A 19,801-nucleotide genomic window follows, 5' to 3' on the forward strand; every position below is an offset into this window, starting at 1 on the left:
TAGGATGATAATGAACACTTGGTTCCATGGATTCATCCCCCTGTGCCGGACCTGTCCGGCATGTAAAGCTTGGACCCGGCCGTACATCCTGAATAGGGAGCGAGCGTGCGTACTGTTCGGACGAGCATGACCTCGTCGGAGGAGAACCTCACGCCTGACTACCGGCGGACGGGACCAACGGTGGCGCGGATGCTGGTCGGCGCGCAGCTGCGCCGGCTGCGCGAGGCCAGGGGCGTCACCCGCGAGGAGGCCGGGGAGTACATCCGGGCCTCGCACTCCAAGATCAGCAGGCTGGAGCTCGGCCGTACCAGCTTCAAACGGCGTGACGTGGCCGACCTCCTCACCCTGTACGGCGTGGCGGACGAGGCCGAGCGTGCGACGCTGCTCTCGCTGGCCGAGCAGGCGAACGTGCCGGGGTGGTGGCAGGACTACCACGACGTGGTGCCCGACTGGTTCGAGGCCTTCCTCGGCCTCGAACAGGCCGCGAGCGTCATCCGCAGCTACGAGGTCCAGTTCGTCCCCGGCCTGTTGCAGACCGAGGGCTACGCGCGGGCCGTCGTCCAGCTCGGCCGTCGCGACGTCAGCCCCCTGGAGGCCGAACGACGGGTGGCCCTGCGGATGCGACGCCAGGAGCTGCTGCTCCGGAGGAACCCGCCGAAGCTGTGGATGGTGATCGACGAGGCCGCGCTACGCCGTCTCATCGGCGGCTCCGTGACGATGCGCGCCCAGATCGAGCACCTCATCCGCCTGTCCGCACTGCCCCACGTCACCCTGCAGATCATGCCGTTCCACATGGGAGGACACGCCTGCGCGGCGGGCCCCATCACGATCCTGCGCTTCCCCGAGGGGGAACTGCCCGACGTGGTCTACCTCGAACAACTCGCCGGTGCCCTCTACCTGGACAAACCTTCGGAGACCGAGAAGTACTGGCACGTCATGAACAGCCTCGACATAGAAGCCGAACAACCGAACGCGACCCCGGTGATCCTGGAGCGAATCCTCAAGGAACTGTGAGGGCTTCGGGCTTTCGCTGAGGGTGTGTTTCCTGTCGTCTTCATGTCCGCTTGTGCGGGAGGGGGCGTCGTAGGCTGCGGGCATGATTCGCGCGGTGGTGTTCGATGTCGGTGAGTGCCTGGTGGATGAGAGCCGTGAGTACGGCACCTGGGCGGACTGGCTCGGTGTTCCCCGGCATACCTTCAGTGCCGTGTTCGGTGCGGTGATCGCTCAGGGGCGTGACTACCGGGAGACCTTCCAGGTGTTTCGTCCAGGGTTCGACCTGGACAAGGAGCGGGAGGTTCGTGCGGCGGCGGGCCGGGCGGAGACCTTCGGTGAGGAGGACCTCTACCCGGATGTACGGCCCGCGCTGGCGGCGTTGCGCGAGGCCGGCCTGTGGCTGGGGATCGCCGGTAACCAGACCGTGCGGGCCGGTCGCATCCTGCGGGAGCTGTTCGCCAAGGACGTGGACCTGATCGGCACCTCCGACGACTGGGGGGCGGCCAAGCCTGACCCGTTGTTCTTCACGCGGCTGGCTGAGATGGTGCCGTTCGAGGCCGGGGAGATCTTGTATGTGGGGGATCGCCTGGACAACGACATCCGCCCGGCGGTGGCGGCGGGGATGAGGACCGCGCTGGTCAGGCGCGGCCCGTGGGGAACCATCCAGCAGGCCGACCCGGAGGCCGCCCGGCTCCCCAGCCTGCGCCTTGACTCCCTGGCTGATCTGCTGGGCGGGATAGAGACGCTCAACGCTGAAGCGCGATGAGGGTGGTGCGCCACTCGTACAGGTGATCGTCCAGTTGGAGAACGCAGTCGAGGTCGGCCCATCGTTCGAGAGCTCGCCGTACCTCGCGGATGCGTTCCATCCCCGTGGCGTACCAGGTGATCGACAGTTGGTCGAGGGCTTCGTCGGCGTGGGCGCATGCGGCTTCCGGGTTGCCTTCGGCGGCCTCGACGGCGGCCAGGTCGCCCAGGACGACGGTGCGCTGTTTCCTGGCCTCGTCGGGCAGTTCTTCCAGAACGTGAAGAAGGGTCTGACGGGCCTGGGGCAGGTGGCCTGCCTTGAGCTGGGTGTTGCCTTTGAAGGAGGCCAGACGGATCGGTGAGAACCAGTCGAACCACTCCGGCAGCGGGGTTTCGTCAGCGTCGGCCAGGGTGTCTTCTGCCTTGGTGATGACGCGTAGCGCTTCCCGGTGTTTGCCGCATCGTGTCTCACATTCCGCTTCGACCGCGTACAGCCAGGCCGTGAAGAGTGCGGGTGTGGAACCCGCACGTCGCATGTAGGCACGGGCGGCGCGGAGTCGTTCGGCGGCTCCGTCCCGGTCTCCTGCCCAGCCGGGCACGAAGGCGGCGTGGCCCAGGATGGCGGCGCCGAGCAGTTGGTCGTCGGCGGCTCCGGCCGCCTGCAGAGCTTCAACGAACCTGGCGTCGGCCTCGTTCGGCTGGCGCAGGTCGAAGAACTCGATGCGGCCCACCAGCAGGAGGGACTCGGCCAGGGCTGTGGCGAGGACGCGTCGGGGCGCGCCGCTCATCTCGCTGAGCAGCTGGGTGCCGAATCGTGTGTGTTCTGTCGCTGCGGCGCGGATCAGGGGTGGCTGGACGCGCCAGTACAGCCGTCTGTGTGCCTTGGTCACAGAGGCGTAGTCCACTGCGATCGACGCCGGTTGTGTCGTGGTCGTCGGAGATGGCAGAGGCAGCGGTGGGGTGGCCGACATGGTGGTCGAGGTTCGGGGCGTTGCGTTCTGCCGTTCGGGTTGGGCGCCCCAGGGCGGGGTGAATCCCAGCTGCGCGATCGGAAGCCCGAGGATGTGCTCAAGCAGGCGCTGGTGAACGGCGTGCGGCCATGGCGGGTTGGCGCTCTCCCAGCGGCGTACCTGCCGAAGGCTCACCTCGGTGTGGTCCACGCCGAGTTCGCTTCCGGCGCGGGCGAGCGCGTCCACCAGGGCTTGTTGTGAGGCGTATCCGGCGTGCTGGCGGGCTGCTTTGAGGTGAACGTTGCCGGACTCTCGCGGCATGACGGCCTCCAACCTTGAGCTACTACAGGACTTCAGAGTACAAAAAAGGCTACCTGAGGGGTAGTTACCTGCGCATACTCGCTGGCTACGTCCTTTAAGAGTCCTCTGAAAGTCCTCTAGATGGCCTTCTCTGAGCCGTGTGGCTGCCTCACCATTACAGACGACGAGCTCAGGCATCCATTTATGGGTTGGCCTGCCGGTAGCGGTCTTGCGCGCGGTCCATACCCCCGGCGTGAAAGGCCTGCCAGGGCAGCAACGTGGATACCTGACCCCTGCACCAGCCACAAGCTCTACCGAACGAAGGGACTCCAGGTCCCTACTGCCCGCAGGCGGACCCGCCCGGTGGCTGGACCGCCGGAACGAGTTCTTGATCAGAACAAGGGAGGCCCGAGCCGTGCACGACGACACGTCCACGACGACCGCCCCGGCGATTCCGGGGTGGCGGTTGATCATCAGTGATGCCGGGCGGTTCTGGGCGATCCGTAACCGTGCTTTCCCGCGTACGGCGTTGCGTGCGGGGGCGGAGCCGACGGTGGACGCCGACACCTTCGAGGAGGTTCGGGAGGCCGTGGCCAAGCAGGAGAAGAAGGCCCGCGATGCCGGTGAGGGGGCGGCCTCGTGACCGGTCGGCATCGGGACGGCCTGCAGTACGCGCCGGTCTATCGAAGGGTGTGGGATGGCCCGGCCCGCGCTGAGGCCGAGCGAATCGACCTGGCGTGGGCGGACTGGACGGTTCTCTACAGTCTGGGCCGACGCAGCTTCTACGCCATGGCTGCCTGGGACGGCCCACGCCCGGTCATCGTCGAGGACTCGACTGGTGAGGGGTTGGAGGAGCGGATGCGGGAGGCGGAGATGATCCGGGCGATCCGGCTCGCGCCGCCTTCGTTGGCTCGGCGGAGGCGTCCGGCCGCTGAGGTGCGGGGCCGGGACGTGACCGAAAGGCGTTCGCCGGGTGGGAGGGCGGCATGATGCTCCCGGCCTGGGCTCCTCGTCAAGTTTCTGAGTTTTCAGATCGAGCGTGTAACTCCGTGCAGACGGCTCATCCGGGTTGGCTGGTCTTCCACAGCTCGCGGTCCGGCCTGTGGAGCGCCTACCGGAGCGTCCTGTCCGGCAGGCCGTACCCCGGGAAGGTGCTGTTGGTGCGGGCCGAGTCCGCCGAGGAACTGGACCGTAAGTTGAGCGCCCAGGTGTCTCCGGTGGTGCCGCCGAGCATCCAGGCCGTCGCCGTCGCCCGCGCCATCCAGTCCGCTCGGGTCAGGCAGTTGGCGAGGGCATCCGGTCTGGTCCAGGCCGCTCGAACCGTACGGACCGGTCAGGGCGCCGCGCTGGATCGTCCCACCGGACTGCGCAGGTTACTGCGCTCGTGAAGCCGGTACGGCGGGCGGTGGAAACTCATCCCACCCGCTACCCGCCGTACCCCATGAACGTGCGGTCCAGGTAGGAGGGACCTGGACCGCACATCTTCGCAAGGCGGCTCCCACGCACGTTCTGAGCGTGTTGGGGAAGGGGAGTCGTCTGGCGCACCGGTCTCACTCGTGGGGCCGGTCCTCCTCCAGGGTGCCCGGCCGTCGTGCTCCCCGGCTCGGGGCCGGGCACCCGCCCCCTCGAAGGGCCTTACGACTTGAAGGGCCTTACGACCGCCCTCATGACCTGCACGAAGAAAGGTCCACGGACTTCGGTGAAGTGCCCCCGGCCTGCGGCCTGAGTTTCTTGTCCGCCCTCCGAACCAGGACGACCATGACCGACTACGAGCGACGAATGATCGACCTGCTCATCAGCGCCCACCCCGCCTGGCGCTACGAACATCTCCACCTGCCCGGCCTGCCCCGATGGTGGGCCATCCGCTACAAACCGCTACGGCCTGACGAACGCGCGGCCGGAGCCCGCGACATCCTCGGCCGAACCACCCTCCACCGCCTCGCCGAAGCCCTGGCTCACCACGACGAAATCCTCCGCCGCACCCGCCACTGACCCCTTTTGGAGCCTCCCGTGTCCCCACTCAAGGCCGTCGCCCCCGACGGCACCTTCACCACCGGAACCGGCACCACCGAACGACTGCTCACCCCCGGCGAGGTCGCCCGCATCTTCGGCGTCGACCCCAAAACCGTCAACCGCTGGGCGCTGACCGGTCGCATCCCCTCAGTGAGAACCCCCAGCAACCAACGCCGCTACCGAGAAACCGACATCAACGCCCTCCTCAACACCACACCTTGATCGTTATCTCCCACCTCTTCGAGGGGGCAGACGATCCCGCGTGCGCGGGGAGCACATGTCCAGCCCGGCGGGGCCCTCGACGACGACGGGACCATCCCCGCGTGCGCGGGGAGCACGCATGGCCGTGGTCTTGCCGGTGCCGGTCGGCCGGACCATCCCCGCGTGCGCGGGGAGCACCCTCGGCGACCTGCGGGTTTGTCGGAGGTGAGGGCTGAAAATCATTACTTTCGTTGAGTCGGGCATTTCGGGCACGGCGTTTGGCGGGTGCGGGGTCTGAAGGCAAGGGTGACGGTATGGCTTTCTGATGCGTGGTGGGTTTCCCGTGTCGGGGTCTGCTTGTGGATCAGGGAGTTTTGCGTCGTGTCGCACGTTAGCCTGTGGTCGGCGCTGTCTCGGTGAACTTCATGGTGTGTCCGGTATGTCCAAGTCAATGGAAGTGATGATTTTCGGCCCTTGCCGCTGATAAACCCGCAGGTCGGCGAGGGTGCTCCCCGCGCACGCGGGGATGGTCCCGTCTACACCGGGAACTCCTCGGACTCGGACCCGTGCTCCCCGCGCACGCGGGGATGGTCCCCGGCCCACGGTTCGAGCAGACGGTAATGAGTGGTGCTCCCCGCGCACGCGGGGGTGATCCGGAGCAGGTATGACGTAGACGATTCCCCGTCTGGTGCTCCCCGCGCACGCGGGGATGATCTCAGAGCGCCTGCTTGCAAGCAGGAGGTCAGGAGTTCGAATCTCCTAGGCTCCGCCTAACGAAAAGCCCAGGCCGGGGATGGTTCCCCAGTCTGGGCTTCGGTCGTTCTACGGGCACTTCAAGGTCCGTATGGCATGCATCTAGCCGATCACCGGGAGTTTCGACTGCCTTGCGCTCATCCGCTGTCCCAGCGCGGCCGAGTGACCGGCATCACGGAGAGCAGGTGGTCCAGGCCTTTGAAATCCTTGGGGTTGCAGGTGTAGAGGGGCAGCTGGTTTGCGATGGCCACGCAGGCGATCATCAGGTCCGCTGTCCGGGGGCGGGGTTTACGTCCTGAGGCGACGACGGCCGTCCACAGTTGGCCGTACTCACGGGCGGCGGCGTCCCCGAAGGGAAGTGGATCGAACTCTGCCTCGACGGTCTGCAGGATCTTCATCCGCTGGGCGAGCTCCTGCGGTTCGGTGGCCACCAGCACGCCGACTGACAGCTCCGCAGTGGTGATGGCGCTGATCAGCATCTCGTCGGGAAGCTCGTCGGGGTCGATGCCGGCGCGCAGGATGAGGATGTTGGTGCCGAGCAACCCCTGGGCGTGGGTCATTCCTCGTTCTCCGTGACCGCGCCTCTGCCGTAAGCGCGGTCGTAGGGGTCGTAAAACTCGTCGTTGACGTGGCGGTCCATGTCCTCGCGGTATTTCCGGTCGTCCAGCCATGGCATGCCGCGAGAGACGGCGGTGAACTCCGCTCGTGAGACGGCCCGGCGTCGGCGGCGGATGGGAACGAGGTCGCCGATGTGGTGGCCGTTACGGGTGACGGCGTCCTCCTCCCCTCGTTCCAGTCCATCCATGATCTCGGCTGACCGGTTGCGCAGGTCACGCTGGGAGGTCTGATGGGAGGGGTCGGGGTGAGGAGTGTTCACTCTTCATCCCTATAGGAATGTGCTACCCGGTGCTACAAGATGGCACGGTTCGCCAAGCCGTTCGGGACCTTGGTCTGAGAACCGCCGGTGATGAGGAGAAGGTCGAGGTGGAAAGTAAGTCCGTGCTCACAGATCGGCAGGTCGAAGGACATCGCCGGGCCACTGAGGGCGATCAGCGGTGGACAGGCACGGTCGCTCGCGGAGAGCCCGCCGCCCGGCTCAGAGCCCGCACGGCTCAAGATCAGGCCGATTTGCCAGCAGGATGTCAGGAGGTGCTCCCTGCACACGCGGGGATGGCCCGGGCTACCCCTACCGGTACACGGCCCGAGGGGAGTGCTCCCCGCGCCCGTGGGGACGGTTTTCAGGGCGTGGCGGTGACGATCACGCTTAACGGCAGCGTGGTTGCGGCCTCTTTGCCTGTCTTGAGCCCGGCGTCGCCGTGATCCAGCGGAGCAGGGGCGGGCTGGAGGCGCTGCCGTTGGAGTTGTCACGGCCCTAGGCTCGGGTCCGGGGTACGGCCAGGCGTGAGGGGGAGGCGCTATTCCTTGTGGCCGATGCCGCCGACTACCCAGATTGAGTCGGGGCGGTGGATCAGGTCGTCCTCTGGGCGCCATTCGGGGATGTAGACGACTCCGGGGTCCACCAGGGCGAGGCCGTCGAAGTAGCGTTCGATCTCGGCCTTGCTGCGCAGGCCCTTCCTGTGGGGGCCGGTGACGGCGCCCTCGTTCTGGTAGAAGGCGGCGAGCTTGGCGGTGGCCTCGGGGCGCAGGTCGCCGACCGGGTGGGAGATGGCCAGGTAGCTGCCCGGCGAGATGGTCTTGCGGAGGTAGTCGATGATCTGGTCGACCTGGGAGTCGTCCTGGATGTCCTGGAGCACGCCGAACAGCAGGATCGCGACCGGCTCCTCGGGGTTGATCATCTTGGTGAGGCCGGGGTCGGCGAGCAGTGCCTCGGGGTCGCGGAGGTCGGCCTCGACGACCACGGTCAGCCGGTCGTCCTGGAGCAGGGCCTGGCCGTGGACCACGACCATGGGGTCGTTGTCGACGTAGACGACCCGGGCGTCCGGGGCCACCGCGTGGGCGATCTCGTGCACGTTGCCCTGGGTCGGCAGACCGCAGCCGACGTCGATGAACTGCCGGATCCCGGCCTCCTGGGCGAGGAAGCGTACGGCCCGGCCGAGGAAGCGCCGTCCCTCACGCCAGAGCACGGGCAGTTCGGGGGTGATGGCCATCGCCGCTTTGGCCGCTTCCCGGTCGGCGGCGAAGTTGTCCTTGCCACCCAGGAAGTAGTCAGCGACCCGCCCCATGTTCGGGGTCGTGGTGTCGAGCCTGGGCCTCTCCGGCTTCGACGATGCCACCGTGTTCTCCGTCCAGCAGATCCATTTTCTGCGGAGGTTATCCGCTTTTCTTATGCCCCGGGGTCATATTCCGGCAACCGGTAGCCCCAGCCTGGCGGTTCATGGCACTTTTCGCGCGGGTCATGTCCACTTCCGCGCATGATCATGCGTTGAGGGCCCGGGCCTGGCACGGAAGGCGGGCAAACGACGGTGACGGCTGTCACTGGTCTCCGGCGGACGGCCGACCGGGCGGTGACCGAATAGCCCTTTAGGGAGCCTCCACCGTTCTGCATGTAGCCATGCAGGAGGCATGATGAATGAATATATTCCATGCCCAAGTCTGAAGCCCGGCCCCACTCCAGACCCGGGTTCTGAGTCACGGCCGCGCTGGGCCCCGACCGACGCCCCCGACCGAGGAGAAGTATGAGTCACGACGACGCCGGACCCCGCATGCTGCGGCTGTTCGAGGGGCACCGGCTGACCCCCGCGCAGCGCAGGATCGCGCACTGCCTGGTGCAGCACGCCGGGGAGGCGGCCTTCCTGTCCAGCGTGGAGGTGGCCGAGCTGGCCGGGGTCAGTCAGCCGTCGGTGACCCGCTTCGCGATGGCCCTCGGGTTCGACGGCTACCCCGCGCTGCGCAGGCAGCTGCGTGAGCTGGGCTCCCCGGAGACGGTCGTCCAGGACGAGGCCGGGGAGGGCGCCGAGGAGGAGGCGCCGAACGAGTTGCAGCGGGCCGTACTGGCGGAGATCGCCCACCTGCGGCGGCTGGCCGGGACGCTGGCCGATCCCAAGCCGGTCGTCGCCGCCGCGCGGCTGTTGTCGGTCTCCCGGCCGCTGCCGGTCCTCGGGCTGCGGGCCGCCGCCGCGCAGGCCGCGGGGTTCTCCTACTTCGCGGCCAAGGTCCACCCGGACGTGCGGTTGCTCGACGAGGGCGGGTCCATGCTGGCCGACCGGATCGAGCGGGCCGCGGCGGCGGGGGCGACCGCGTTGTTGTGCTTCGCGCTGCCCCGCTATCCGGCGGAGCTGACCGAGGCGCTCACCGTCGCCAGGGACGCCGGGCTGAGCGTGGTGACGGTCGCCGACAGCGCCTTCGCGCCCGCCGCGGCGCTGTCGGACGTGGTGCTGGCCGCCGAGGTCGGCACGAGTCTGGTCTTCGACACGGCCTGCGGCCCCATGATGCTGGGCAGAGTCCTTCTTGAGGCGATGTGCGATGAGATCCCGGGGGCCGAGGGACGGCTTGAGGCGTTCGAGGTGTCGGCCGCGGCCAGGGAGATCTTCACGGACTAGCCTGTTGACTGAAACTATTCAAGCGGGATACAAGTGAATACATCTATTTGAACATGTCGGCTGACGGCCGACGTGCTGGAGGGCGGAAGCGTGGCTGAGCAGAACGGCCGAGGTCCGATCAGGGCTCCGCGTGGGACGGAGCTGAACACGCGCGGCTGGCAGCAGGAGGCCGCGCTACGGATGCTCATGAACAACCTCGACCCCGAGGTCGCCGAGCATCCCAACAAGCTCGTCGTGTACGGCGGCACCGGCAAGGCGGCGCGTGACTGGCGCTCCTACGACGCCATCACCCGCACCCTGAGCACGCTGAAGGGCGACGAGACCCTGCTCGTGCAGTCCGGCCGTCCCGTCGGGGTCATGACGACCCACGAGTGGGCGCCGCGTGTCCTGATCGCCAACTCCAACCTGGTCGGCGACTGGGCGACCTGGCCCGAGTTCCGGCGCCTCGAACAGCTCGGCCTGACCATGTACGGGCAGATGACCGCCGGGTCGTGGATCTACATCGGCACCCAGGGCATCCTTCAGGGCACCTACGAGACCTTCAGCGCCGTCGCCGCCAAGCGGTTCGGCGGCTCCCTCGCCGGGACGATCACCCTCACCGCCGGGCTCGGCGGCATGGGCGGCGCCCAGCCGCTGGCCGTCACCATGAACGGCGGCGTCGTCATCTGCATCGACTGCGACCCGCGCAGCATCGACCGGCGCATCGAGCACCGCTACCTCGACGTCAAGGCCGACAACCTCGACGAGGCCCTGCGCCTGGCCTACGAGGCGCGCGACGCCCGCAGGCCGCTGTCCATCGGTGTCGAGGCCAACGCCGCGCAGGCCGTACCGGAGCTGCTCGCCAGGGGCGCCGAGATCGACGTCGTCACCGACCAGACCTCCGCGCACGACCCGCTGGCCTACCTGCCGATCGGCGTCGCCTTCGAGGACATGGCCGACGAGGCCGCCAAGGACCCGGAGGGCTTCACCCAGCGGGCCCGCGAGTCCATGGCCAGGCACGTCGAGGCGATGGTCGGCTTCCAGGACGCCGGAGCCGAGGTCTTCGACTACGGCAACTCGATCCGCGGTGAGGCCAAGCTCGCGGGCTACGCGCGCGCCTTCGACTTCCCCGGTTTCGTGCCCGCCTACATCAGGCCGCTGTTCTGCGAGGGCAAGGGTCCCTTCCGCTGGGCCGCGCTGTCCGGCGACCCCGCCGACATCGCCAGGACCGACCGGGCCATCCTCGACCTGTTCCCCGAGAACGAGTCCCTGGCCCGCTGGATCAAGATGGCCGGGGAACGCGTCCACTTCCAGGGCCTGCCCGCGCGCATCTGCTGGCTCGGGTACGGCGAGCGCGACCGGGCCGGTGAGCGCTTCAACGACATGGTCGCCTCCGGCGAGCTGTCCGCCCCCGTCGCGATCGGCCGTGACCACCTCGACTGCGGCTCGGTGGCCTCGCCGTACCGGGAGACCGAGGCGATGCTCGACGGGTCGGACGCCATCGCGGACTGGCCGCTGCTCAACGCCATGGTGAACGTCGCCTCCGGCGCGTCGTGGGTCTCCATCCACCACGGCGGCGGCGTCGGCATCGGCCGTTCCATCCACGCGGGCCAGGTCACCGTCGCCGACGGTACGGCCCTGGCCGGGGAGAAGATCCGCCGGGTGCTGACCAACGACCCCGGCATGGGCGTCATCAGGCACGTGGACGCCGGATACGACCGGGCCAACGAGGTCGCCGAGGAGCGCGACGTGCGCGTCCCGATGCGCGAGGGCGACGCGTGAGCGACGCATACGAGAAGGCGGGCGCGGCGGGGGAGGGCTTCCGCCGGATGTGGCGGGAGCTGCTGCCCGTCGGCCGGCACGCGGGCAGCGGCGGTTACCGGCGCCACGCCTGGACCTCCGCCGACGCCGAGTGTCGCGCCTGGTTCGCCGAGCAGGCCGAGGCCAGGGGCCTGGGCTACGAGATCGACCGCAACGGCAACCAGTGGGCCTGGCTGGGCGACCCGGCCGCCGGGGACGCCGTCGTCGTCGGCTCGCACCTGGACTCGGTGCCGGACGGCGGCGCCTACGACGGCCCGCTCGGCGTCGTGTCCTCCTTCGCCGCCCTCGACGCGCTGCGCGAGCGGGGCGTCACCCCCTCAAGGCCGCTGGCCGTCGTGAACTTCGGCGACGAGGAGGGCGCCAGGTTCGGCGTCGCCTGCGTCGGGTCCCGGCTGATGGCCGGTGTCCTGGAGCCCGGCCACGCCAGGGACCTGCGTGACGGCGACGGCGTACGGCTGGCCGACGCGATGGAGCGCGCGGGCCGGGACCCGGAGGCGATCGGCCGCGACGACGAGCGGCTGTCGCGGATCGGGGCGTTCGTCGAACTCCACGTCGAACAGGGCCGGTACCTCGCGGACACCCCGCACGCCGTCGGCGTCGCCTCCGCCATCTGGCCGCACGGCCGCTGGCGGTTCGACTTCCCCGGCGAGGCCAACCACGCCGGGACCACCCGGCTCGTCGACCGTCACGACCCCATGCTCGCCTACGCGGCGGCCGTGCTGTCGGCCAGGGAGCTGGCGCGGGAGGCCGGGGCGCTGGCGACCTTCGGCAAGGTTCGGGTCGAACCCAACGGGACCAACGCCATCGCCTCCCTGGTGACGGCCTGGCTCGACTCGCGGGCCGCCGACTCGGCGACGCTGGACGCGCTGGTCAAGGCCATCACCGAGGCCGCCGAGGGGGCCGAGGTCACCCGGGAGTCCTACACGCCGGTCGTCGACTTCGACGTCCCGCTGCGGGACCGGCTGGCCCGGGTCCTGGGCGGGGTCCCGGTGCTGCCGACCGGCGCCGGGCACGACGCGGGCATCCTCGCCTCCGCCGTACCGACCGCGATGCTCTTCGTGCGCAACCCGACCGGGGTCTCGCACTCCCCGCACGAGCACGCCGAGGAGACCGACTGTCTGGCCGGGGTGAGCGCCCTGACCGACGTTCTTCAGGACCTGCTGTGAACGGCAGGTTCTGGGCACGACACGCCTGGACGGGAGGGGCACAGGCAGGAGCCCCCGGTCCCGGAACCCCTGGGGCTGGGGTATCCGGGTCCGGGGGTTCCGACCCCCTTGAGTCCGGGCTGCTCATCGAGGTGACCGACGGCCGGATCACGGCGCTGCGGCCGGGCGGCGAGCCCGGCGACGCCGTGGTCCTCGACGGGCTGGTGCTGCCCGGACTGGCCAACGCCCACTCGCACGCCTTCCACCGGGCGCTGCGCGGCGAGACCCAGGTCGGCGGCGGCACCTTCTGGACCTGGCGGGAGACGATGTACCGCGCCGCCGCGGCCCTCGACCCCGACACCTACCTCGACCTCGCCACGGCCGTCTACGCCGAGATGGCCCTGGCCGGGATCACCTGCGTCGGGGAGTTCCACTACCTGCACCACGCGCCGGGCGGCACGCCGTACGCCGACCCGAACGTCATGGGGGAGGCGCTGGTCGAGGCGGCGGCACGGGCGGGCATCCGGATCACGCTGCTCGACACCTGTTACCTGTCGTCCGGGTTCGGGGCGCCGCCCGACGCGACGCAGGCCCGCTTCAGCGACGGCACGGCCCACGCCTGGGCGGAACGCGCCGAGGCGCTGGCCGTCGCGCTGGACAAGCACCCGCACGCCGTCGCGGGCGCCGCCGTGCACTCCGTGCGGGCCGTCCCCGCCGACCAGCTCGCCGTCGTCGCGGCCTGGGCCGAGGGCAGGCTGGCGCCGATCCACGCGCACCTGTCCGAGCAGCCCGCCGAGAACGAGGGCTGCGTCGAGGCGTACGGCGTCACGCCGACCAGGCTGCTGGCCGACCACGGCGTGCTCGGCCCCCGGGCGACGGCCGTACACGCCACCCACCTGACCGGCGACGACGTCGCCCTGCTCGGCGGCAGCGCCACGACCGTCTGCATGTGCCCGACGACCGAACGGGACCTCGCCGACGGCATCGGACCGGCCAAGGACCTCCAGCTCGCCGGGTCGCGGCTCACCCTGGGCAGCGACAGCCACGCCGTCATCGACCTGTTCGAGGAGGCGCGCGGCATGGAGCTGGACGAACGGCTGCGCACCCGCCGCAGGGGGCACTGGAGCGCCGACGAACTGCTGCGCGCCGCCACCGGCGACGGACACGCCTCACTCGGCTGGCCGGAGGCGGGCCGCATCGAGGTCGGCGCCGTCGCCGACCTGGTGACGGTCTCCCTCGACTCGGTCCGCACCGCCACCCCACGGCCCCGCCCGGAGACCGCCGTCTTCGCCGCGACGGCCGTCGACGTGCGGGACGTCGTGGTCGGCGGCAGGCTGGTCGTACGGCACGGCGCCCACCGGCTCGTCCCCGACGTCCCCGCCGCCCTGCGCCGGGCCGTCGGCCGCCTCTGGGCGTCGTGACGTCGTGGTCTCCCCGTCGCACCGGAGACATGAGCCGAGGTGCGCCGTGGTCTCCTCGCCGCGTCGGAGCCGTGTCACCCGGCACGACGGCGGCATCATGAACGCAGGGGCCGGTCCCTGGCCCGTCCCGCACCATGCCGTGGTGAGCGCCGGGACCGGTCCCTGTACCCAGTCACGCCGTGCCGTGGTGAGTCCCTGTTCCGCCTGTCTTTCCGCACGTCCGGAGGTACCGTGAGCCTGCTCGTCACCGGTCTGTCCCGTCTCGTCACCAACGATCCTTCGCTGGGGCAGGGGCCGCTCGGCGTGGTCGAGGACGCCGCCGTCGTCCTCGACGGGCCCACGGTCGCGTGGGTGGGTCCCGCCTCCTCGGCTCCGGCGGCCGACGAGGTCCACGACGCCGGGGGCAGGGCCGCGATCCCCGGCTTCGTCGACTCCCACGCCCACCTGGTCTTCGCCGGGGACCGCACGGCCGAGTTCGACGCCCGCATGTCGGGCACGCCGTACACGGCCGGGGGGATCCGCACGACGGTCGCGGCGACCAGGGCGGCGAGCGACGCCGAACTGTCGGCCAACGTCGCCAGGCTGGTCGCCGAGGCGCTGCGCCAGGGGACCACGGTCATCGAGTGCAAGTCCGGCTACGGGCTCACCGTCGAGGACGAGGCCCGTTCGCTGCGGATCGCGGGTGAGCACACCGACGAGGTGACCTATCTCGGCGCCCACGTGGTCCCGGCTGACGCCGACGCCGACGCCTACGTGGACCTCGTCACCGGGCCGATGCTCGACCGGTGCGCGCCGTACGCCCGCTGGGTCGACGTCTTCTGCGAGCGCGGCGCCTTCGACGGCGACCAGGCGCGGGCGATCCTCGAAGCGGGCGCCAAGCGCGGGCTCACCCCCCGGGTCCACGCCAACCAGCTCGGTCACGGCCCCGGCGTACGGCTCGCCGTCGAACTCGGCGCCGCCTCCGCCGACCACTGCACCCACCTCGACGACGCCGACGTCGACGCCCTGGCCTCGGGGAACACGGTCGCCACGCTGCTGCCCGGCGCCGAGTTCTCCACCAGGGCCGCCTACCCGGACGCCCGGCGCCTGCTGGAGGCGGGGGCGACGGTCGCGCTGTCCACCGACTGCAACCCGGGGTCGAGTTTCACCACGAGCATGCCGTTCTGCGTGGCCGTCGCGGTGCGGGAGATGGGGATGACCCCGGACGAGGCCGTGTGGGCGGCGACGATGGGCGGGGCGCGGGCGCTGCGCCGTACGGACGTGGGCCACCTCGGCCCCGGCGCCCGCGCGGACCTCGTCCTGCTCGACGCCCCCTCCCACGTCCACCTGGCCTACCGCCCCGGCGTCCCCCTCGTCTCGGCGGTCTGGCACCGGGGCGAACGCGCCGTCTGACCCTCGGATGAGCGAATGCGGGAAACCATCCCGCACCGTGCGCGAAACTATCCCGCATTCGCGCACGGTTCTCGGTCACCCGTCGAACTTCGTGGGGGTGAAGGTGCCGACGGTCATCGGGGCGGCGAGGATCAGGTCGAGGACCTGCCGCACGTGCTGGAAGTGCGGGGTGGCGAAGTGCTCGGTCAGGGCCTCGGGGCCGGTCCACTCCTCGACGACGACCATCCGGGCGGGCTCGTTGGGGTCGACGTACGGCCGGTAGGCCAGGCAGCCGGGTTCGTCCAGGGACGGTTCGATCATCGCTTCGAGGGCGGTACGGAGCCGGTCCTCCTGGCCGGGCCTGGCCAGGAGTTCGGCGATGACGGTCAGGGACATGTCAGCACTCCTCCTCGGTTCTCGGAAAGGGCTTCACGGCCGGGCCGGGCCGACGCCCGCGCCCGAGGCGGTGATCGCGACGGCGATCTCCTCAAGGTCGGCCGGGGTGAGGCGCACCGCGTCCGCCGCGATCCACCCGTCGACCTGCGAGGCCGTACGGGCTCCGACGATGGCGCCGGTGATGCCCGGCCAGGCCAGCGTCCAGGCGATGGCCACCTCGGCGACCGTCACGCCGTGCCGCGCGGCGACGGGACGCAGGGCGTCGGCGAGCCGGAGGTTGGCGGGCAGGCCCGTGGTGAAGTCGCGGCTGGCGCGACGCCAGTCGTCGGCGGGCAGGGAGGCGACGCGTCCGGCGGAGAAGGTGCCGGTGAGCAGCCCCGACTGGAGCGGGGAGTAGACGATCACGCCGGTGCCGTGGGCGTTGGCCCAGGCGACCTCCGCCGCCGCCGAACGGTTGATCGCCGAGAACGGCGGCTGGACGACGTCGACGTGGGCGATCTCCTCGGCCGCCTGGAGCTGCTCGGGGGAGTGGTTGGACAGGCCGATCGCCCGGACCTTGCCCTCGGCCTTGAGGTCGGCCATGACCTGCCAGTACTCCTGAAGCGGTGTGGCGTTCGGCGAGACGGCGCCACTACCGTCACCGGCGAACTCCAGCGACTCGCCGGTGTCCGGCCAGTGCACCTGGTACAGGTCGATGTGCTCGACCCCGAGCCGCCTGAGCGAGTCCTCGACCTCGCGGCGCACACTGGCGGGCTTCATGATCCGGCGCGGCGCGGCCAGCGGGTCGTCCGGGTCCCAGACCAGGCCGACCTTGGTGAACAGGTAGGGCCGCTCGGCCTCCGGCAGGCCCGCCACGGCCCTGCCGACCAGCTCCTCGGAGTGGCCGAGGCCGTAAACGGCGGCGGTGTCGATCCAGTTGACGCCGGAGGTGACCGCGCGCCGGATGGCGGCGATCGACTCGGCGTCGTCGGTGGCGCCCCAGCCGAAGTGCCAGCCGGGGCCGGAGACGGCCCAGGAGCCGAAGCCGAGACGGCTGACGTTCATGCCGGTGCTGCCAAGGGGAACGGTGGTCATGTCGGTGCCTTTCGGAGTTACCGGGTTGATGTCCACCACTTTCCTGCTCTTTCCACGGCTTACCCAGTGGCGGCCCGTGCCTGGGCACGGCGTGACCAGGCTCGCGTTTCCGGGGTTGGGGATACTGGATTCATGGCACTGGACAGACGTGTGGAACTGGGCGAATTCCTAAGATCCCGTCGCGCCAGGCTGCGGCCCGAGGAGCTCGGGCTGCCCGCCTACGGCGGCAACAGACGTGTCCCGGGGCTGCGCCGGGAGGAGCTGGCCATGCTCGCCGGGGTGAGCGTGGACCACTACGTACGGCTTGAGCAGGGCCGTACCCTGCACTTCTCCGAGGCGGTCCTGGACGCGGTCGCCCGCGCGCTGCGGCTGGACGCGGCCGAACGCGACCACCTGTACCGGCTCGCCCGCCCCTGGTCGGAGGCCGACCGGCGGGAGAACGCCCCCGAACCGCAGCGGGTCAGGCCAGGACTGCGCAGGCTGCTCGACCTGGCGTCCGGGGTCCCGGCGTACGTCGTCGGACGCAACACCGACGTCCTGGCCTGGAACCCGCTCGCGGCGGCGTTGATCACCGACTTCGGCGCGCTGCCGCCGCGGCGGCGGAACCTGGCCCGGCTGGTGTTCCTGGACGAGGGGACGCGTGGCCTCTACGCCGACTGGTACGGCAAGGCCGCGGACGTGACCGCCTTCCTCAGGCTCGACATCGCGCGTTATCCCGACGATCCGGAGACGGCGGTGCTGGTGGACGAGTTGTCGGCCGCCAGCTCCGAGTTCAGGGAGCTCTGGAGTGAGCACGGCGTCCGCGACAAGACCCACGGCCGGTACGTCTACCGGCACCCGGTGGTCGGTGAGCTGGAGCTCGGATACGAGACGCTCCGGCTGCCCGACGACCCCGACCAGGCACTGATCGCCCACACGGTCGAGGAGGGGTCCGGTTCGGAGACCGCGCTGCGGCTGCTGGCCCTCTGGGCGAAGGAGAGCCTCGTCAGCCCTCAGCCGCGTTCCTGACGCGCTCCAGGTAGGGGACGAGGGCGGCCATCAGGTCGGCGGGCCAGGGGAGGTTCCGGCTGAGTTCGGCGCCGTTGTCCCGCCACATCCGCCGGGCCGCCTCCTGGGTGTCGCCGGTCGTCCCGCCACCGGGGTGGAAGGCGGCGCCCAGTTCGTCCCAGCGGGCGAGGAGTTCCCGGACCCGGGGGTCGTCCACGGGGGTGTCGGCCCGCACGTGGCCGAGGAGTTCCTCGACCAGACCGGCCCAGCGGGTCCTGGCCTCCTCGACGGCGTCGGCGCCGAGTACGGCCCTGCGCTCGGCGAGCTGTTCGCGCTGTTCCGGGGTGAAATGGGTTTCGAACACAGAGATCATCTCCAGGGTCGTCATGAACCGCCCCGGGTCGGGCATCGTGCCGCCGTCGAGCTGCCCCAGTAGGTCGCGCAGCCGCAGCTTAAGCCGGTCGATCCGCTCGGCCTGCTCGTCAAGGCCGCGGAGCTGCGCGGACAGCAGCCCGCGCATCGTCGTCAGGTCGTCCGCCGGGTCCGCGAGCACGACCGCGATCTCGTCGAGCGACAGGCCGAGCGAGCGCAGGGTCCGAACCCGGTACAGCCGCCGCAGGTCGTCCTCGGTGTAGCGGCGGTGTCCTGAGGCGGTGCGTTCGCTCGCCGGCAGCAGGCCGATCTCGTCGTAGTGGTACAGCGCGCGCACGGTCGTCCCGCTGGCCCGCGCCAGTTCTCCGATGCTCCACCGGCGTCCGGTGATGTCCTTCCCGGTCACCCTTGAAAAGGTAGAACCCCCCGTTACGGGGGGTTCAAGTCTCTTCTGGAGGAAGCGAGACTTCGGGGGGTGCCGACCGGGAAGGCCGACACCCCGGTTCTCTTAGAGGAAACGGACGGGGAAGCCGTTGAAGACGCCACCCCGGCAGAAGCCCCAGTGCCCGATCACGCGCACGGGCACGCCGCCACCCAACTGGCACCGAGCCGGAGAGATCCAGCGGATGGTGATCTCGCCGGTCTCGGGTGTGGGGTCGTCGGCGGTGGTCGGGGCGGTGACGATCTCGGCGGGAGCCGGGTCGGCTGCTGCGCTGGCGGGCACCCCGGCGGCCAGCGGCGTCGCGACGACCGCTCCTGCGAGCGCCAGACCTGCGAGAAGACGACGGATCATGTTGAGTCCCTTCACGGTTTGTGATTTTGACGTAACCGATCGTGACTCATTCTCGGCTGGACGAGGCTCTCCCACGCCGGGCCATTTGACTGACCGTGAGTTTTTAATCACTGGCGGTAATGCTGTCTTCCCCTGGCTTCTCGGTGGTTTTTTCGGAGGCATTTCCTGTTTTGTCGCTCCGGAATGATGTGTTCAGTGGGGAAGGGGTTCTTTATTTGTTAAGCGAGAAAAGGGGCCTGTTTATCTGCTTTTGGTGGCTGGATGTCGGCATTTTCTGCCAGATGGCGGTGATCGGTGGGGGTAGAGCGGGGGCCCTCACGGCTCGCCGATGGCCCCCCGGGCGGTGAACGAGATCCAGGCGTCGGGTGGCAGGTCGGGCCGGTTCGGGACAAGCCGGTGCTCCTCGGTCCAGGCGTCCCCGGCGATCGCGGTAGCGACCCGGCGCCAGAAACGCGCCGCGCCGGCGTTGTCGTCCTGGAAGGCGATCTCCCACGTGCCCGGATGCCGTGCGACGACCTGCCGTACGGCACGCAGCCCGACGCCCGTCCCCCGTGCGCCGCGCACGACGAAGAAACCGCTCAGCACGCGGACCGGGCCGTCCAGGCCGCGGACGACGGCCAGGCCGAGAGGGCGCTCGCCGTTCGTCACCAGATACGGCGCCCAGCCGGGATCGGTGAACGCCGCGTGCAACCGGTCGCTCCTGAAGGTCCCGTCCGCGTCGGGCAGGGCTCCGCGAAACTCCGACATGTCATGACAGAACATCAGCCAGAGCCGCTCGGCGACGGGCAGGTCGGCTTCGTGGGCGAGCTGGACGAAAACCTCTGACATGGATCTCCCCGGTGAAGGTCGTGGAACGCGAAAAGCCTCCTCGCGGGACGGGGTCCTGGCCGAGGAGGCTCAACGTTTCCCGGGAAACATATCAGGGTTTCCTCGTGACTTGGGCCGGAGGCGCCGGTTTGGTGAACTTCCGGATGTTTCACAGTGGTGT

General features: G+C 69.9%; 21 protein-coding genes and 1 CRISPR repeat array. Of the genes, 12 read left to right on the top strand and 9 right to left on the bottom strand.

Annotated elements, in window-relative coordinates; genetic code table 11:
* The first annotated feature begins 126 nt into the window (after positions 1-126).
* Together ABZ470_RS11510 and ABZ470_RS11515 are read left to right on the top strand one after the other, a co-directional pair.
* Positions 127-1,014: a helix-turn-helix transcriptional regulator gene (locus tag ABZ470_RS11510; RefSeq protein WP_362911403.1), complete on the top strand. Its 888-nt coding sequence runs from the start codon at positions 127-129 to the stop codon at positions 1,012-1,014.
* An 82-nt stretch (positions 1,015-1,096) separates the two neighbouring features.
* Positions 1,097-1,759, top strand: a complete 663-nt coding sequence (locus ABZ470_RS11515) for an HAD family hydrolase (RefSeq protein ID WP_362911251.1) — start codon at positions 1,097-1,099, stop codon at positions 1,757-1,759.
* Here ABZ470_RS11515 and ABZ470_RS11520 read toward each other — a convergent pair.
* Positions 1,740-3,008 (bottom strand): transcriptional regulator, encoded by a 1,269-nt coding sequence (locus ABZ470_RS11520; RefSeq protein WP_362911252.1) that lies wholly within the window; start codon positions 3,006-3,008, stop codon positions 1,740-1,742. The two genes, ABZ470_RS11515 and ABZ470_RS11520, sit on opposite strands and share 20 nt — an antisense overlap.
* Positions 3,009-3,402: 394 nt before the next feature.
* Between ABZ470_RS11520 and ABZ470_RS11525 the strand changes: the two genes are divergently transcribed.
* The 4 genes from ABZ470_RS11525 (at position 3,403) to ABZ470_RS11540 (ending at position 5,222) form a co-directional block, all read left to right on the top strand.
* On the top strand, positions 3,403-3,630 hold the full coding sequence (locus tag ABZ470_RS11525; RefSeq protein ID WP_362911253.1) for a hypothetical protein: 228 nt from the start codon (positions 3,403-3,405) through the stop codon (positions 3,628-3,630).
* A 406-nt stretch (positions 3,631-4,036) separates the two neighbouring features.
* Positions 4,037-4,375, top strand: a complete 339-nt coding sequence (locus tag ABZ470_RS11530; RefSeq protein WP_362911254.1) for a hypothetical protein — start codon at positions 4,037-4,039, stop codon at positions 4,373-4,375.
* A gap of 370 nt (positions 4,376-4,745) precedes the next feature.
* Positions 4,746-4,979 carry a hypothetical protein gene (locus ABZ470_RS11535; RefSeq protein WP_362911255.1) on the top strand — a complete coding sequence of 78 codons (234 nt, stop codon included), beginning with the start codon at positions 4,746-4,748 and terminating at the stop codon, positions 4,977-4,979.
* Between the two features lie 18 nt (positions 4,980-4,997).
* Positions 4,998-5,222, top strand: coding sequence for a BldC family transcriptional regulator (locus tag ABZ470_RS11540; protein WP_362911256.1), 225 nt, complete (start codon positions 4,998-5,000; stop codon positions 5,220-5,222).
* A gap of 483 nt (positions 5,223-5,705) precedes the next feature.
* A CRISPR array of direct repeats spans positions 5,706-5,913; the repeat unit is 25 nt; unit sequence GGTGCTCCCCGCGCACGCGGGGATG.
* A gap of 178 nt (positions 5,914-6,091) precedes the next feature.
* Here the strand turns inward: ABZ470_RS11540 and ABZ470_RS11545 are convergent.
* The 3 genes from ABZ470_RS11545 to ABZ470_RS11555 form a co-directional block, all read right to left on the bottom strand.
* Positions 6,092-6,514 carry a type II toxin-antitoxin system VapC family toxin gene (locus ABZ470_RS11545; protein WP_362911257.1) on the bottom strand — a complete coding sequence of 141 codons (423 nt, stop codon included), beginning with the start codon at positions 6,512-6,514 and terminating at the stop codon, positions 6,092-6,094.
* Positions 6,511-6,831, bottom strand: coding sequence for a prevent-host-death protein (locus ABZ470_RS11550; RefSeq protein WP_362911258.1), 321 nt, complete (start codon positions 6,829-6,831; stop codon positions 6,511-6,513). Before ABZ470_RS11550 ends, ABZ470_RS11545 begins: the two co-directional genes overlap by 4 nt.
* Positions 6,832-7,369: 538 nt before the next feature.
* The gene (locus ABZ470_RS11555) at positions 7,370-8,188 is read right to left on the bottom strand and encodes an SAM-dependent methyltransferase (protein WP_352013984.1); all 819 of its coding nucleotides are present in this window, start codon (positions 8,186-8,188) and stop codon (positions 7,370-7,372) included.
* A 402-nt stretch (positions 8,189-8,590) separates the two neighbouring features.
* On the opposite strand from ABZ470_RS11555, the gene ABZ470_RS11560 reads away from it, so the two are divergent.
* The 5 genes from ABZ470_RS11560 to hutI all read left to right on the top strand — a co-directional run bounded on the left by ABZ470_RS11560 (position 8,591) and on the right by hutI (position 15,212).
* Complete coding sequence (locus ABZ470_RS11560) at positions 8,591-9,454, top strand: MurR/RpiR family transcriptional regulator (protein WP_352013983.1); 864 nt, start codon at positions 8,591-8,593, stop codon at positions 9,452-9,454.
* A gap of 90 nt (positions 9,455-9,544) precedes the next feature.
* A complete protein-coding gene (gene hutU, locus ABZ470_RS11565) occupies positions 9,545-11,215 on the top strand; it encodes a urocanate hydratase (protein ID WP_362911259.1) in 1,671 nt (556 codons plus the stop codon).
* 47 nt (positions 11,216-11,262) lie between these two features.
* On the top strand, positions 11,263-12,420 hold the full coding sequence (locus tag ABZ470_RS11570) for an allantoate amidohydrolase (protein WP_362911404.1): 1,158 nt from the start codon (positions 11,263-11,265) through the stop codon (positions 12,418-12,420).
* A gap of 119 nt (positions 12,421-12,539) precedes the next feature.
* Positions 12,540-13,820 carry a formimidoylglutamate deiminase gene (locus ABZ470_RS11575; protein WP_362911405.1) on the top strand — a complete coding sequence of 427 codons (1,281 nt, stop codon included), beginning with the start codon at positions 12,540-12,542 and terminating at the stop codon, positions 13,818-13,820.
* Between the two features lie 231 nt (positions 13,821-14,051).
* Positions 14,052-15,212 carry an imidazolonepropionase gene (hutI, locus tag ABZ470_RS11580; RefSeq protein WP_362911260.1) on the top strand — a complete coding sequence of 387 codons (1,161 nt, stop codon included), beginning with the start codon at positions 14,052-14,054 and terminating at the stop codon, positions 15,210-15,212.
* A gap of 75 nt (positions 15,213-15,287) precedes the next feature.
* Here hutI and ABZ470_RS11585 read toward each other — a convergent pair whose 3' ends face one another.
* Complete coding sequence (locus ABZ470_RS11585) at positions 15,288-15,587, bottom strand: putative quinol monooxygenase (protein ID WP_362911261.1); 300 nt, start codon at positions 15,585-15,587, stop codon at positions 15,288-15,290.
* Between the two features lie 33 nt (positions 15,588-15,620).
* Positions 15,621-16,661 carry an aldo/keto reductase gene (locus ABZ470_RS11590; RefSeq protein WP_362911262.1) on the bottom strand — a complete coding sequence of 347 codons (1,041 nt, stop codon included), beginning with the start codon at positions 16,659-16,661 and terminating at the stop codon, positions 15,621-15,623.
* Between the two features lie 132 nt (positions 16,662-16,793).
* Between ABZ470_RS11590 and ABZ470_RS11595 the strand changes: the two genes are divergently transcribed.
* On the top strand, positions 16,794-17,669 hold the full coding sequence (locus ABZ470_RS11595) for a helix-turn-helix transcriptional regulator (RefSeq protein WP_362911263.1): 876 nt from the start codon (positions 16,794-16,796) through the stop codon (positions 17,667-17,669).
* Here ABZ470_RS11595 and ABZ470_RS11600 read toward each other — a convergent pair.
* The 3 genes from ABZ470_RS11600 to ABZ470_RS11610 form a co-directional block, all read right to left on the bottom strand.
* Positions 17,647-18,426 carry a MerR family transcriptional regulator gene (locus ABZ470_RS11600; RefSeq protein ID WP_362911264.1) on the bottom strand — a complete coding sequence of 260 codons (780 nt, stop codon included), beginning with the start codon at positions 18,424-18,426 and terminating at the stop codon, positions 17,647-17,649. The two genes, ABZ470_RS11595 and ABZ470_RS11600, sit on opposite strands and share 23 nt — an antisense overlap.
* A gap of 102 nt (positions 18,427-18,528) precedes the next feature.
* A complete protein-coding gene (locus ABZ470_RS11605; RefSeq protein WP_362911265.1) occupies positions 18,529-18,813 on the bottom strand; it encodes a hypothetical protein in 285 nt (94 codons plus the stop codon).
* A gap of 315 nt (positions 18,814-19,128) precedes the next feature.
* Positions 19,129-19,641 (bottom strand): GNAT family N-acetyltransferase, encoded by a 513-nt coding sequence (locus tag ABZ470_RS11610; protein WP_362911266.1) that lies wholly within the window; start codon positions 19,639-19,641, stop codon positions 19,129-19,131.
* Positions 19,642-19,801 lie beyond the last annotated feature (160 nt).

This window comes from Streptosporangium sp. NPDC020072 (assembly GCF_040631445.1).
In the GTDB taxonomy this organism is placed as follows: domain Bacteria; phylum Actinomycetota; class Actinomycetes; order Streptosporangiales; family Streptosporangiaceae; genus Streptosporangium.

Bases quoted from the DNA above. Each gene is read 5' to 3' on its own strand.
- ABZ470_RS11510 (WP_362911403.1), top strand. From the start codon at position 127: ATGACCTCGTCGGAGGAGAACCTCACGCCTGACTACCGGCGGACGGGA.
- ABZ470_RS11515 (WP_362911251.1), top strand. From the start codon at position 1,097: ATGATTCGCGCGGTGGTGTTCGATGTCGGTGAGTGCCTGGTGGATGAG.
- ABZ470_RS11520 (WP_362911252.1), bottom strand. From the start codon at position 3,008: ATGCCGCGAGAGTCCGGCAACGTTCACCTCAAAGCAGCCCGCCAGCAC.
- ABZ470_RS11535 (WP_362911255.1), top strand. From the start codon at position 4,746: ATGACCGACTACGAGCGACGAATGATCGACCTGCTCATCAGCGCCCAC.
- ABZ470_RS11545 (WP_362911257.1), bottom strand. From the start codon at position 6,514: ATGACCCACGCCCAGGGGTTGCTCGGCACCAACATCCTCATCCTGCGC.
- ABZ470_RS11560 (WP_352013983.1), top strand. From the start codon at position 8,591: ATGAGTCACGACGACGCCGGACCCCGCATGCTGCGGCTGTTCGAGGGG.
- ABZ470_RS11570 (WP_362911404.1), top strand. From the start codon at position 11,263: ATGTGGCGGGAGCTGCTGCCCGTCGGCCGGCACGCGGGCAGCGGCGGT.
- ABZ470_RS11585 (WP_362911261.1), bottom strand. From the start codon at position 15,587: ATGTCCCTGACCGTCATCGCCGAACTCCTGGCCAGGCCCGGCCAGGAG.
- ABZ470_RS11590 (WP_362911262.1), bottom strand. From the start codon at position 16,661: ATGACCACCGTTCCCCTTGGCAGCACCGGCATGAACGTCAGCCGTCTC.
- ABZ470_RS11595 (WP_362911263.1), top strand. From the start codon at position 16,794: ATGGCACTGGACAGACGTGTGGAACTGGGCGAATTCCTAAGATCCCGT.
- ABZ470_RS11605 (WP_362911265.1), bottom strand. From the start codon at position 18,813: ATGATCCGTCGTCTTCTCGCAGGTCTGGCGCTCGCAGGAGCGGTCGTC.
- ABZ470_RS11610 (WP_362911266.1), bottom strand. From the start codon at position 19,641: ATGTCAGAGGTTTTCGTCCAGCTCGCCCACGAAGCCGACCTGCCCGTC.